General features: G+C 71.9%; 1 protein-coding gene (only partly in view). It reads left to right on the top strand.

The features are described from left to right. Positions 1-15,825, top strand: partial view of a hypothetical protein gene (locus tag ACQEVO_RS26455; protein WP_432918475.1) — the final stretch only. It extends 23,790 nt beyond the left edge of the window; 15,825 of the gene's 39,615 nt are visible here — the last part of the coding sequence; its start codon lies off the left edge, out of view; its stop codon occupies positions 15,823-15,825.

Genomic DNA, 15,825 nt, shown 5'->3' with positions numbered 1-15,825 from the left:
AAACCGACCGCCGCGGACGACACCGTACCTGCGCAGTCCGCGGAGCCGGATCCGGTCGAAACCCGGTCTGAGCCGGACCCCGACCGGGCCCGCCGGGCGCTCGATCGGGACCTGGTCGAACTGCGGGAGCTGTGGGACGACCGGTCGGCGCAACGGTTGACCGACCGTGTCGCGCGCTTCTCCGGCCCCACCGGTACCCGGCCGCGGCTGGTGATCGTGGCGGAGGACGGAGACCATGTCGCCGCGGTGCGCGAGCTGGGTCTGTTCCATCCGGAATACGCGGACGTGCTGTGGGACGGCTCGCACGAGCTCCTGTACTACCCGGTGCGATCGGACGCCGAGAGTGTGCCGCCCTCGCAGGGTGGTATCAGTGCCTCGCTGGCGGAAGGGCAGTTCCGGAAACCGGGCAGGAGTCAGGGACTGCGCCTCATGCTCGCGGAGTATCTGCGGTTCCGCGCCGAGGGGAGCACCGATCTCGGTTTCGACGACTGGCTGAAGCAGCTCGGTCCGGAGGCATTCCACCCCAAGGACGGTCGGCGCCACCCCGGCGACCGCTTCCGGGAACCCGACGGTAGCCTGCGCGCAGGTTATCTGGAGGCGGGGCACCGCCAGGCGCTGGCGGAGGGAATGGCCCCCGGGGCGCCGCATCCGGCCGCCGTGGCGCATCGGTTGCACACCCGGCAGATTGCGCTGGTGGGCGACCGTCCGGCGCCCGGCCATCACCAGCGGCACCGGGTCGAGATCGGTGCCGGCCGGATCGAGGTGGCGTTGGAGCCCGACGGCGCCGGCAGCTGGCGAGTGCCGGCGCCGGACGGCGGAGGCAGTTTCCAGACACTCGCCCGGTATTTCGAGGGTATGACCGAGCCGACTCCGGAACGGCTCGTCCGGCGGATCGCCGGGGTACTGAACGACCCGGGCGCGGAGTTGACCGCCCACGGCAAACCACGTGGCCGAATCGCCCGGGCCATGGACCGAGGGCCTTTCGGAACGCGCCGGGGATCGGACGCACCGGATCCCGCCGGGCCCGGCCTCGGCCGGGATGCCGTGCAGAGTGCCGCGGGCGACGATGCGGGCGACACCGCTGCCGGGCCGGACCGCACACCCGATACGAGAGCGGACGATATCGCTCTGCTCGGTGCCCCGGACCGGGACGAATGGTCCGGCCTGACACCCGTGGAAGTCGGCGAACGGCTACGCGATCTCCTGCGCGCCGCGACCGGTAACCCGGATTTCACCACCTTCGGCTTCGACCTGCCCGATCTGAATCCGGAGGTGGTGCGCGAATACGCCCGCGCCATCACCGATATGCACCGGCGATTCCCGCAGACCGATATCCGGTCCATCGGCATCGGCAACCGCCGCGAAGGAACGCTCGCCGACACCGGGCCGGAACTCGACCGTGCGACGGATACCTTCTACACGGGGGACATCACCCTCAACTACCGGCACGCCACCAGCGTCGAGAACTTCCTGGACCAGGTCCGCACCGCCGTGGACAACAACAATTTCTCACCCACGGTGCTGCGCCGGGCGGTTTATGCCATCGCGGTGCACGAATACGGTCATGCACTGGACTATGCCGGTGGCGCGGTCGCGCGACTGGTGGCGGAAGCCCACCTACTCGATCGGGCGACGGCCGATCCGGACGCCGATTACGGCGAATGGCTGAATCTGCTGAGCGGATACAGCCGAACCGGCGACGGAGATCTGTGGTCGAAGGAAGCGCTGGCCGAAGCCTTCATGGAGCACGTGATGCTGGGTGCCGAGGCGGCACCCAGGCCGGTGCGCGAACTGTTCCGCATGCTGACGGAGGTCGCCGAACACGGTCGATCGTGGACCGGTTTCGAGGAACGGTTGCGCAGCAGGCTCGGTGCGGGCGCCGGCGGGCCGGGCTCGGTCCGCGACCCGATGGACTCCGGCCGCGACCCGATGGACTCGGGACACGAGCCGCCCCGGCGCGTTGACGACGGTTCCGATCCCGGACCGGGAAAGCCGGAAGCCGGCGGCGCCGGTAGTGGGAAGAAACCGCCCGCCGGGCCACCGGATCCGGCAGCGACGCCGGAAGACCCCGGTGACGGGGTTCCGGAGGGCGACGACCCCGCCGCGCAGGACGGCCCGATCGATCCCGATGCGATCATCCCCCCGCTGGTGCTCGACCTCGGCGGCGAGCAGATCACTTTCGATCTGGTCCCCGACGGCCCGGACAGCTGGCGGCTGGTCCCGCAGGGCGAACTCCCGTCGGCCACACCGGAACGGCTGGCCGCGCTGCGCCGCGAACTCGAGGCGATCCGGCGGATGTGGCCGGTCCGCGAGAGCCAGGTCAAGTATCCGTCCGGTTCCGGTTGGGACAGCCGCGGACAGGCGGCGATCGCGGACGGGGTCGCCGGAATTCCGGATGTGGTGAATCCGGCCCCGCCACCCGCACCGCCCACCCCGCCACCCAACCCGGATCAGCCGGTGATGGGGCCGGTGCCGGAGGGCAGCCCGCCCGATCCCACCCTGCTGCGAATCGCGCAGCAGGCACCGGTGTGGATCCAGAACCGCGAGCACATCCCGCTCTTCGGCCGGTTGTCGGCGCGGATGCGCGATACCGCCGGCGAATTCGTGCCGATGTATCCGGACGATGGTGCGGAATACCAGCCGTGGCTCACCGACGGCACCCTGGACGCGGCCCGCGACCAGCTGCTCGCCGACCTCGACACACATCGCATCACCCCCGAGCAAGCATTGCGGGACCTGTTGACGGTGGCCGGCCGGCCCGACGCCGAACCCGGCCAACAGCAACGGATTCTGGAAGAGCTGCGTGACCGCGGGCTGCTCTCCGACGAAGAAGCCGACGCTCTGTCCGATGCGTTGAACGAGGAACGGGATGCCCGCGGGGCGGAGCTGCCGGTGGGCCCGCCGCCGGACGGCGAGAGCCTGACCGATGCGGCCCGGCGACTGCTGGATATCGAGTTGCCCGACGAGCGTCCGGAAACGCTGGCCCGGGTCATCGACGAACAGCAGTATCGGGTGGCCCGGGCCACCGGGGCGATCGAGGGGCTGGCCGCCGCCGTCCGGCGCTACCTCATCGAACAGACTCTGCCCTACACCATGCAGGACCCCGTTCCGGGTCCGGACACCGAACACGGCGGGCTGCCACGTTCGGCACCGCCGGGCGAACTGGACGGGCCGCCCGGGCGTTCCGCGGACGATCCCGACGACTACTTCGACGACGACGACTTCTTCGACGACGAGGACGACGCACCGGCTCCGGACCGGCCGCGGCGCTTCGCGGCACCGGACCCGGCGGGTCGCGCGATTCCGTTCCTCGATGCGGTCAGTTTCATCGACCAGAACCCGATGGGCCGGTTCCTCATCGAAATTCTGGCGGCCTTCGGCCACGAGCCGGGTCTGCTCGGCATCATGCCCGTGGAGAACGGCGCCGACGAGCTGCCGATGTGGGGTGAGGGCTACGAGCTGGGCCGCGACCAAGGATTGCGACGGTTCTTCGAGAACGCGCTGCGCCGCGATCAGATCCGCGACGAGCTGGCGAGCTGGGCCGCCATGCGCGACCTCTCCCTCGAGGATCTGCTCGCCGACCCGCAGGCCGTGGTGGACCGGTTGCGCGCCGAGAACGTGGCCCGCTCGCAGCGGGTCGCGGATTTCGTCGAAGCGGCGCGGCGCACCCTGCCCGACCCCGATCTCAGCGATCCGGTGGGCGACCTGCTGGGCCGGCAGATCGTGCGCGTCCCCGGCGGAGAAGGGCAGCCGGACCGGCTGGTCGTGGTGGACGGGTCGCGGGACCGCAGCCAGGTACTCGCCGACGCACTCGCCGCCGACCGCAGCCTGCAACGGCAACTCGACAGCGGCGAGCTGGTGCTGGACTATCGGACGGTCCGGCGCGACTGGACCGGCGAAACGGTGCTCGATCCGGCACCGATCCCGCAGCTGCGCTACCTGCGGGAGATGATCCTCGGCCGCGAACTCGAAGTCCTGCTGGTCCGCGACGACGACGGCACATGGCGGCAGGTGGCCGGTTCCGCGGAGGCGCATCGCACCGCCCTCGGCGATCCGCCGCCGCGCCCGGCCCGGCAGGTGGCCGCAGAAATCGCCCGAGTATTGCGGGATCTCGGTATCACCCCGGGCGATGTGGATCCGGAAAACCTGTCCGGGACGGCGGCGGATCTACTGCTGGACAACGCGGTGCGCGCGGTGCAGTTGGAGGCATTGGCCGATTTCATCCGGTCCGCCACCGATATCGAACTCTTCAACGAGCTCACCGATGCCCGCAGCCACCTGGCCGAGCGTCTCGGACTGAACCTGATCCCGGACCCGGTCGCGCCGGAGCAGACACTCACCCCGCGGGCGGTGGTCGACCGGTTGAGCGCGGGTCCGCGCCGGGCCCGGCGGCTGCAGCAGTTCGGGGATCTGACCGACTATGCGAAACGCCTGCGGGAGATCGACGCGGCGGCCGTCGACGCGGCGCGCAATCGCCTGGCCGAGCGCCTGGTATCCGAAGACCTCGCACGGAAGATGTCCAGTGCGAAGGCCGCCGAGCGGGCGGGCGTCGACCGCCGGATCGCGGCTCTGCTGCCACCCGGGTATGTCGACGGGCCGAACGGCCGGCGGCTGTTCGCCCTGGACACCGGCGGTCTCGACCCCCGGAAGCTCTACCGGGTGATCCGCCGGCTGGAACGTGCCGGTCAGGACGCTGTGGTGCGCGACGCGCTCGGCGAGTATGTGCGCGCCCTGTTCGATATCGATCCCTTCACCGACGTTCCGCGCGGTGACCGTGCCGCCGACCCGCGCATCGCCGACGGGCGCTTCCCGATGCACGACCGCGACGCCATGGGTGGATTGCGCGGCCTCATCGCGGATGCCGTACGCGCCCTCGGCGCCGAGGATTTCGCCCGCGCGGTCGCCGACGCCGCCGCCCGCCCGGACAGCCACCGGATCCCCGACGACGACCCGGACGAGCGGCCCACCGCGAACCGCGACTGGGCCCGGCTGGTCGGCGTCGACCTGACCGGCGCCGACGACGAGACCTTCGTGAAGATCTACGAGGCCTACCGCGACGGCCGGATCGAGAACCACGAGGGCCTCAGCCCGACCGAACTCGCCACCGAACTCGACCGGTTGCGCCGCGAGGTCCGGGACCGGGCCGATCTGATCAAGGCACTGATCCGGCTCTTCGACGAGTACACGCGCAGTACGCAGTCCGGCCTCCCCGGCGCCGAGCCGGGGCAGCTCGCGGACGAAGCCGGGACACCGTCCGGCCCCGAGGGCCCGCCGCCGGTCGACCCCGGCGGCCCGCCGCCCGGCCGAGCGGGCAACGAGGCTCCCCGGCCGGGCCCCGGCGAGACCCCGCCCCCGCCCGACCCGGAATCGGGCGAGAACCTGCCCCTGCCCGGCCCGGAATCGGGTGAGACTCTGCCCCCGCCCGAGGGCGAACGCGATGAGGCGCCGCCGCAGACCGGCGCGGAGCGTGGCGCCGTGCCGCCCGGGTCCGCGGGTGGCGACGGCAATGGCCGGCCACCGGAGGCCCCGCCCGCCGCGGCCGGCGAACCCGACGACGCGGCCGGTCCCGAGCACGGTGCGCGGTCCGAGCAGGCGCCGCAGCCCGGTCCGTTGCCCGAAACTCATGCGGAACTCATGGACTGGGTCGAACTGCGTCGCGCGGAGATCGCCGTCGATGCGGCCGCTGACGAAGCCGCGTGGCTCCGGGGGGAGGCCGCCCGCTACCCGGACGATCACCTGCTGCGGTTCCGTGCCGAACAGGCGGAGCGGCAGCTGGGCTACGCCCGCGAGCGCCTCGACCGGACCCGGCTCGACCAGGTGGACCGCGCGGCGTGGCGCGCGCGGATGGAGGCCGACAGCGCGCGTTTCCTGGCCGACGTCGACCCCGGGAACTGGCTCGCCGAACAGCGGGCCGTCCTCGCCGAATGGGTCGCGCGGATGGCCGAGGACCGCGCGGACTGGTGGCACCGGATGCTGGGCGGTCCGGACGACGACACTCCGCCGGGCCCGGCAGCGGGACCCGGCGCCAGCGGGCCGGACTCCGATTCCGGACCCCGGCCATCCGGGTCGAAACCGGACTCCGGCGGCGACCCGGAAGCGCAGCCGCTACCCGCCGAGTCGCCCCTGGAACCGGCACCCGCTCGTGATCAGGATCCCGCGCAAATTGCGGAACCGGGGGAGGAGCCCGGCCGGACCGGTGGCGAGTTGAATACCGCCGGCGAAGTGCAAGACGCGGCGGGCGACGAATCCGTGGCAGGAGAGGGCGTACCGAAGCACTTGGGCGACGAGGTCGCGGACGAGCCGCGCGCCGACGGCGAGGGCCAGAAGCCTGTCGGTCGTAAACCGGAAGTCACCGGTCGAGAGCCGAAGCTGGGAGTCGGCAGGCCCGAGGGCGAGGGGCAGGAGCCCAGGTCCGAGGGTGGTAGGCCGGAGGTCGACGGGGACGAGCCCCAGGGTCCGGAATCCGCTCGGGACGGCCGCCGGTCGGGTAACCAGGATCCGGCCGACCTGCTCGGTGACGCGCTGGTCGACGCGATCCTGCGGCGTGAGGCGCTGGCGGCCCGGATAGGGGAGCTCGCGTCGGCGCTGCACACCGGAGTCGACCCGGGTGCCTTCGAACCGGACCGGATCGAAGCCACCGTGCGCGACCTGCTCGGCCGGGATCTCGATGCAGGGGATACGCGTGCGGTCGCCGAGATCCGCGAGCTCATGCCGCGGCTGATCCGCGCGCACGAGGAGGTGCGCACCCTGTCCACCCGGATCGAATACGACCGGCTGCTGCGGGAGCGGCAGGGCGTCACCCGGGAGCGGGAGTTCCTGCGCGCCAAGATCACCGACCGCGCCCGCAATGTCGGTCTGGAAAACCCGGAGGTCTGGGCGGATCTCGGCCCGGACGGCCGCGAGCGGGTCATCCTGCGTCTCGATGAGGAGTCCCGGTACGACACGGTCGATATCACCGGCGGTATCGAGGAGAGCCCGCGGCGCGACCGATCCCCGGTCAGTGAGTGGGAACGCCGGGACCGCCGGGACAAGATCCGCAAGCTGATCACCCAGACCGCCGAATTCGACCGGCTCGGCGAACAGCTGCGGGAACTGGACGACCAGATCCTCCGGATGGAACGGGAACAGGATCACCTCGACCGCCCCCATCCCGAAGACGTCGCGGCCGAATTGGAACGGCTGGCCCGCGAGCGCGCCGCCGAGCTGCAGCGGATCAAACCGCGTCGCGTGATGCGGGACGATCTGGCGCGCCGCCTCGGCCTCGTGGCCGAAAACGGCGATCTGATGGCGGGTTTCCTCGAACCGGACGAACTGGATTCCGCGCTGCGGGCTTTGCGTGACCGTGCGTATCGGGAGTTCCGGGAAGGCCGGCTGCGGCCCTCGCAGTATCAGCAGCGGCTGCTGCGGATCGACGCGCTGGCGGAGGCGGCCGCCGATGTGAACGCCGCGCACAACCGGATCGGCCGGCTGCAGGACGATATGGCCCGTGTGGCCGGCGTCTGGCGCGGGCTGGTGGAGGCCGAGGGCGGCCGGATGGTCACCGACCGGGTCGGCATCGTGGACGGCGACGAACCGCGGATCATCGTTTTCGGCCCGCGCCCGGATCCGGCGCATCCGCGCGCCGATCACGATGCCGCGCTGGACGACGCGGTGCGCAACAACTCCGCTGTCGCGCAGGCGATCGTGCGCCCGGAAACCACGGTGGAGTACCGGCGGGTGCTGGTGGACCGCGAGGACAACTGGCGGGTCGACCACACCATGACCCCACCGGAGATCGAGCGGCTGAGCACCGGCTGGGTCGGCGGGAACCGCCTAGATATGACCAGGTGGCGCGACAGCGCGGGCACCTGGCATCCGGTCGACCCGACCCGCCCGGAGTGGGTGACCAACCGCGACGACTCCGAGCTGCCGAAGAAGTTCAGCCAGAAGGATCTTCCCGACGGCGTCAGCGGCTGGGCCAGCGAGGACGTCATCAACGACATCACGCTGCCCACCGACGACGTGCCCGCCGGCAAGATCCCGGAGAGCACGCTGCCGGTGAACGCGCCGATGGCGCCGAAGCAGTACGACACTTCGGGTGTCGATCCGAAGAACATCTTCGGCCAGCATTGGGGCGCCGACTCCTACAACGTCATGCGTTTGGTACTGATGGCCGCGATGGTGCCGAAACACCCGGCGGTCAAGGCGTGGATCCAGCGCCACCCGGAGATCGGCCGGTGGGTGCAGGCCCGGCCGTGGTTGCAGAAGCTGCCGCCGTTCGGGACGGTGTTCCGCGGTTACGAATGGTTCGCGCCGCCGGAAACCAATGTGCAGCCCATGCACCGCCGCTGGGATCGGGGTGAGCATCTGCCACCGGACGTGCTCACCGATATCCCGGAGGGCCTGCGCCGCGAATGGGAGCGCGAGGCCGCACGGTGGAGCGAGGTCCAGCGCTGGGCCGACGAACAGTACGAGCTCTTCCTGAACGACGACGGCGATCTCGACCGCGTCGCGGCGGGTATAGAGGAGCACCGGCAGAATCAGCAGCGGGAAGCGGCACGCGAATTCGTCGATCTGGTCCGGCGGCGGCTGGTCGAGGACCTGGGCGGTATCGACCCGCTGGGTGATGTACCGGCGCAGCTCGCGCGGATCGAGGCGGCGATCGACCGGGTGGCCGAAGAGGTGGGGGACCGGTTCGTCGACGACGATCCGGAACTGGTCCGCAATACGGTCGAACAGGTGCGGGAACTGCTGCTCGGCGTGGTGGAGCCGGCCGATATCGTGCCCGGCGCAGACCCGGACGAAATCGTGCGCGCGATCGATCCCGACGAGATCGCCGAACAGCTCGTCGGCCGGATGCGTGACGACGTACCGCAGTTCACCCGCGACGAATTGGAACAGATCAAGAACCACCTGATGGCCGACGAACATTGGGTGCGCGACGCGGACGATCCCGAAGGCCAGCTGACGAAGCGGCCCATGGACCGCCTGGCCGATATCGCCGAAGCCTGGCACCGGCTCCGCGACGGCAACCCGCTGCCCGCGGATTTCGTGCTGTTGCAGGACGCCCTCGCCGAGGCGCAGTACCTGGCCGACAACCCCGGCGCCACCTGGCAGGCAGCCAACACCTATGCCATCGGCCAGGGCCATCACTGGGATGCGCAGCGCCCGCCGCTCACCGACTGGCGGGCGGGCCGCCGCTACGCCCTCCCACCGGTCCAGCCGAACTCCGCCTACCAGCGCCCTGCCGCCCGCGACTCCGCGACCCCGCAAATCCCCGAACCGCCGGCCCCCGCCACCCGCGACGGCGACACGCTCGAGATGCCGGGACAAGACCCGGGCGCCCGGGACGGCAACACGCTCGAACTGCCGCTGAACGAGCAGACCGGCGAAATTGCCCAGCAGGGATCGGCGGCGCGCGACGGTGACACACGCGAGGGCACGCCTGCGCAGCGCGGCTCCGATCTCGATCGTCCGGATCACCCCGATGACCCGGACGGGTCCGATCCGCAGGATCCGGGCACACCGCCCGCCGGCGGACCGGGCAGCCCCCCGCCGTCCCGGCCACCGCTGCCGGCCCGCTCCGGTGACGACCCGGCACAGCGCAACGGTGCGCAACCACCGCCGCCCCGCGGCCCGAACGACCCCGGCGGGCCGAGTGATCCGGGCGGGCCGAGTGATCCGGGCGGGCCGAGGGATCCGGGCACTCCGGCGCTCCGGACCGGCGACCCGATGCGTGATCTCCTCGCGTTCCTGCGCGATCAGGCGGATTGGCCGGCCCAGCGCGATGCGCAACCGTTGACCGGCGACGCCGCCGAACACGCGCACCGGCTGGCCGGACACCTGGATCTGGCCGAGGTGTTCGGCCATCTGCGCGACCCGCTCGCCGCGCTGGCCGAACTCGCCGAAATCGCCCGCGTACGCGGCTTCCTCGACGATCTCGGCAACGGGCCGCGGATGCGGTACCCCGACGACTTCGCCGAGCTCACCGCCGGGGAACGCTACGGTGACGAGCAGTACTGGCACCATGAGGCCGACCCCGAACTCGCCGCCGAGGTCCGCGCGGACCTGCGCCGCCTCGGACTGCCCGTGGAGGAACCGCGACTGCCGGCCGCGCTCGAACCCGGCGGCGATCCCGCGCTCCCCGGCGCATCGATCCGGCCCGACGGTGGCGACCCGTACCCCGCGGAACCCGCGCCGGGTACACCCCGTGCCGAGCCGGTCGCCACCACCCGCGATCAACTGGCCCGGCGGTTCGGCCTCGACGACGCGGCGCTCGCCCCGGACCACCTGGCCGCGACCCTCGCCGATCAGCGCTATCGAATCCTGTTGCGGGCGGCCGCGGTGGAAGCCCTGGCCGCCGCCCAGGCGCGCCTCGACGCCGCGACCGACCCGGCCGCCCGAGCCGACCGGCAGAACGCCCGCGATACCTGGGCCCGCATCCTCGGTATCGATCCGGCGCTGCTCGACGGCGACCCCGCGACCGTCCTGAACCGGGCCCGCGCCGAGTTGGTCCGCACCGCCGACGATCTCGCGGCCCTCACAGACGGTGCGCAAGCGGCGCGGCAGGAACCCGAACCCGATGGCGAACCACCGGCCACCGGGGAGACCCGCCGCTACAACATCGTGGTGGACGGTGAGCGGGTACCCGCTCGGTTGGTCGCGGACGAGACCGACGGTTGGCGCGTGACGGAAGCCGACCGCACCGGCCCGCCGGCCCACCCCGCGGAACCCACCACCCCGGCGCCCCGGAGATCGCTGCTGCGCCGGATCCGGGACCGCCTGTTCGGGGTCGGCTACACGGGCGAGACCCCGAAGTACCCGTCCGGCTCCGGGCTGGACAGCGCCGGCCAGTCGCTCCTCGGCCATATGTTCGGGCTTCCGCTGACCAAAACCGAGGATCCGACACCGGGGCAGCCCGGCGACGAATACGAGGTCCTGCAGACCAAATTCAATCCCGCGCGCATTCTCAAAGAGAGCATCACGCTGTGGAAGAAGCGGGAACTGCTGCCGTTCGTGCGGCGGTTCACCTCTCGCGTCGCCGATCGCAGCCTCGACACTCCGCCCGTGCTGGACGAGAACAACAACGAGTTCCGCTACTGGCTCGACGAGGCCGACCCGGCCCTGGTCCGCAACGAGCTGGGAGTCGAACTCGAGGAGTTGAAGCGGCAGGCCGATTCGGCGCTGCCGCCGGGTTCGGAAACCCCGCCGGGTGATCCCGCAGCCCGGATCACTCCCGCCGAACCGGCCGGTGACGTGGTGCCGCGCAGTGCGGGGGAGATCGGCGCGTGGATCAACGAACTGGCCGAGGCGGCCGCGCAGCGCGACGCCGAGGCCACGGCGCTGGCCGAGGCCGCCCGCGCGTTCGGTATCGACCTCGGTGACCCGACCGCGGAGAACGTCCGCCGCGCATACGACCTGATCCGCTATCAGCAGGCGCGCCGGATCGGCGCCCTCACCGGTCTCGCCGACGCCGCCCGCCGCTACAACGCCGAGCATGCCGATATCCCCTACGGCGAGTACGAAACCTTCTTCGACGCGAATCCGCTGGCCCGCTTCCTGCGCGAAGTGGTGGACGCCTACCGGGAGCCGTCGCAGCCGCCGCAGTGGCTGCCCGAGGCCGTCCGGCGCCGCTGGCCCGGCCCGGCCGACCTGCTCAACTGGCAGGGCGTGAACAACGGCGGCGAGCCGACCCGGGACTGGGGCGATCTCTTCGATACCGACCAGCCCGGCCGCGACGACGGGACCCGGCAATACCTGGAACGGGCACTGCGCCGCGACCAGATCCGCGACGAACGTTCGGTATGGGCACAGATCCTCGGCGATGTCGACCTGGACACCCTCGACGCCGACCACCTGGCCGGCACCTTGGCCGAGCAACTGGACCGTATCCAGCGGGCCGCGCCCCGGGTGGACGAATTCGGCCACCGTGCCGAGGAATTCCTGCGCCGCGACGCCGAGGTCGACGAACTCACCGGGTTGATCGGCGATATGGCGGCCCAGGAATGGGTGCTCACGCACGACGGGGTCATGTTCGGCGACCCCGCCGGCCTCGGCCTGCTGCCCCCCGGCCGGCCCGGCGGGCCACTGCGATTGGTCGTACTCGACGGCCGTCTCGAACACGACCGGGTGCTCGCCGACGCGCTCGCCCGCCACCCCGACCTCGCCGACGCCGTCAACAACGGTGATCTCGAAGTGCTCTACAAACTGACGCATGTGCGCCCGGGGGAACCGTTGCCCGACGGCGGTTTCGGGTCCGAACGGATCATCGTGGCCGACGCGGGCGTTCCGCGGGTCCGTCACCTGGCCGCCGAGGTCGAGGGGCGCCACCTCGATATCACGATCATCGACGACGGCGACGGCTGGCGGGTTGTGCCCGACGACCCGGCGGAACCGGAAACCCCGCGCTCGGTCACCGAGCTGAGCCGCGCCGAAATCGACGATGCCATGCGCGAACTCGCCGAGCGGCTCGGTTTCACCCCCGAAGATCTGGCCGATCCCCGCCGGCTCATCGCGGAACTGGCCGTGCTGCGCGACGAGAACGAAATCCGCGCCGCCCAGCTCGAGGCGATCATCGACCATGCGCGTACCGCCTGGGATATCGACACCTATTACGAGGTGGCGCAGGCCCGCGGCAATCTGGCGACCCGGATCGACCCGGCCGAGTCCGCGCCGGTGACCGCCCGGCGCGCGGCGCAGGTGATCGCCGACCCCGCGACCCCCGCCCCGCGGCGGATCCAGCAGATCGACGGAATGCTCGCCTACGCCAAGGCTTTGACAGCACTGGACCAGGCGGCGGTCGAACGGGCGACGATACGCCTGCAGCGTCGCCTCGACGCGCTCTCCGACGCGGTGGAGGTGACGAACCCGAGCCGGATCAGCGCCGGCATCCGGGACCTGGTGTACCGCGAGAACGGCCGGGCCGACCTGGCCACAGCCCTCACCGAGTACCTGACCGTACTCAGCGAGGTCGATATCTTCGATCCCGCGGTTCACGGAGACCGGGCCGTCGACCCGCGGGTGGGCCGCGCCGAGATCCCGGTGCACCACCGGGCCGTGCGGCATCTGGTGGACCTGATCGAGGACCTGCGCCACCTCGCGGACGCCCCGCAGCGGATGGGACTGCTGGACGCGGAAACGGATCTGCTGCCCGCCACGGAACTCGGCGCGAACCCCGATTTCGCCCGCACGATCGGGGTCGATCTCCCGCCCGCCGACCTGGCCCGCTGGGACGATGTCCTCGACCGGCACCGCCGCGGCGAACTCGGCGACGACGACCCCGAATTCGTCCGGGTGCGCAACGAACTGAACCGCTGGAACGAGGTCTACGAGAAATACCGTGACGGCCGTTTGGACAAGGACGAACGGCTGGCTCCCGCCGAACTCGCGCAGGTGCAGGCCGAGTTGCGCGCCGAGGTGACCCAGCGCGCCCGTGATATCGCCGCCCTGGCCGAACTCGCCGAGCGGGCCACGCGACTGAACGAAACAGAGCTGCGTGCCGCCCGCGACCGGGCCGAACTGGCCGCGGAGCGGGCCCGGGCCGTCCTGCCGCCCCCGCATCCGGACCTGCCGGTGGACGAATCGGACCTGGCCTCGCATACGGCCCTGGACCAGCGGCTCGCGGAACTACGCGGCCGGACGACGCGGGTCGACGAACAGCAGGCATACCAGCGCCGCATCGACGAATACGAGGAAGCGGCCCGCCGCGTGATCGACACCCAAGCCGAACTCACCCGGCTCGACGGCGAACTCGAACGCCGCCGGGAAACCCGCGCCGAAACCCCCGGCCTCCCCAGCCACCGGCCGACCCCGGCCCTCCCGTCGCCTGCCGCACCCGGCCGGCCCGGCGGCGAACCCACACCGAGTCCGGAGGGCCGCCACCCGACCCCCGCCGCGGACGAACAGGACCCCGCTGCGCACGAGGGCGACGGGCCTGAACCCGGTGAGTCCGGTCCGGTGGCACGGCAGAGTGACGGGCCTGAACCCGGTGATTCCGGTCCGGTGGCACGGCAGGGCGACGGGCCTGAACCCGGTGAGTCCGGTCCGGTGGCACGGCAGAGTGACGGACCTGAACCCGGTGAGTCCGGTCCGGTGGCACGGCAGGGCGACGGACCTGAACCCGGCGAATCCGATCCCGCTGCGGGGCACGGTGACCGCGACCGCCCCGGCGAATCCGACTCCGGGGGCCGCGACCGTCACCGGCCGGTGGGGACCGACCCGGCGGCCGGCGACCGCGACCGGCCGCAACCGGACGAGGAACCCACTACCGGCACCGACGAGACGGGCAGCCGGGCGAACAGAGGGGAACCCGGTACAGGAACGGGCCCCCGCCGGAACCGCGGTGGTCCCGACGGCCCCAACACACCTGACGAGGAAGGCGCCACCCCCAACCGCCGCCCGCCGCTGCCCCGCGGTTCGTCCCTGCGTTCCCATATCCCGAAACGCCCGCACGAATGGGAGCCCGACTTCCCGCCCCCGTTCGAGAACGACCGCAAACCCTGGCCGGTCCCCCTCCCCGACCTTCCCGACCGACCGGACCCCCCGGCGCCGCCGAAGCCTCCGGAGCCCCCTGTGCCGCCAGAGCCACCGTGCCCGCCGGTCCCGCCGGCGCCGCCTGTGCCGCCGGAACCGCCGGAGCCCCCTGTGCCGCCGGTTCCGCCCCAGCCGCCGGTTCCGCCGGTTCCGCCGGTTCCGCCGGTCCCGCCGGAGCCGCCTGTGCCGCCTGTGCCGCCGGTTCCGCCGGAGCCGCCGGTCCCGCCGGTTCCGCCGGTTCCGCCGGAGCCGCCTGTGCCGCCTGTGCCGCCTGTGCCGCCGGTTCCGCCTGTGCCGCCGGTTCCTCCGGAGCCCCCTGTGCCGCCGGTGCCGCCGGTCCCACCGGAGCCGCCGGTACCGCCCGTGCCGCCGGTGCCTCCGGAGCCGCCGTTACCTCCTGTTCCGCCTGTAGTTCCGCCGGTCCCGCCCGTGCCCATGCCCATACCACCGGGGCAGCCCGAGCCGCCGGTTGTGCCCGGACCGCCGGAACTCCCGGTTCCGCCGGGGAACCCCGGTCCGGCTCCGCGGCCGGAGTTCCCGTGGCAGCCGGCACCGCCCCAGGCCCCGGGATCACCGGCTTACCCGGCGCCGCCCGAGGTCCCGGTGCCGCCCCAGGCCCCGGTGCCGCCTCCGGGTATTCCGTATCCGGAGGCGCCGCTGGGCCCGTATCCGGGTTCACCGGACTACTCACCCCCGGCGGCACCTCCGGCCCCGCCGGCTGCACCGGGGTATCCCGGCGGCAGCCACGCGCAGCCGGGGCTGCCCGGTGGTGGCGGACCCGCCGACCAGTACCCGCCGGGGATGCCGTATCCGCCGGCTGTGCCGCCGTTACCGAACGGCGGGTCACAGCAGGGCGGCACCCGATCCCGCCCCCGGCCTTATCGGGGCGAGGGTTCCCCGGGTTCCGGTGGCACGGGTAACGGTGCGTTCGTTCCGCTGCTGGTCCGGCCCTTCGCCGGGTTCGGGGTGCCGTCGGAATTCAATCCGTATACGGGTGCGTTGCAGGCCGCACCGACGAATACGGGTCGGGTCAGCGGTTTGTACGGTGAGATCGGCGGCGTACCTGTCGTCCTGTACCGGCAGCACGGCCGTCTCGGGTTGCGAATCGGCACCCATACGATCGACCTCGAACTTTCCGTTGTCGCCGAGGTGGACACCGTCGCTTACCGGACCACCCGTTTCGCCCTGTTCCAGGGTGGGACCAAGCTCGGCGAACTGACGTATCGTTCGCTGCCGGAGGAACTGGATTTCGGCGCCTATCTGCGCGATGTGCTCGCCGATCCGCAGCGCCGCGCGCAGGTGTTCGCGGAGTGA

Source organism: Nocardia sp. CA-290969, from assembly GCF_050936135.1.
Classification (GTDB): Bacteria; Actinomycetota; Actinomycetes; order Mycobacteriales; family Mycobacteriaceae; genus Nocardia.
This window is presented reverse-complemented; position numbering and strand designations above follow the sequence as displayed.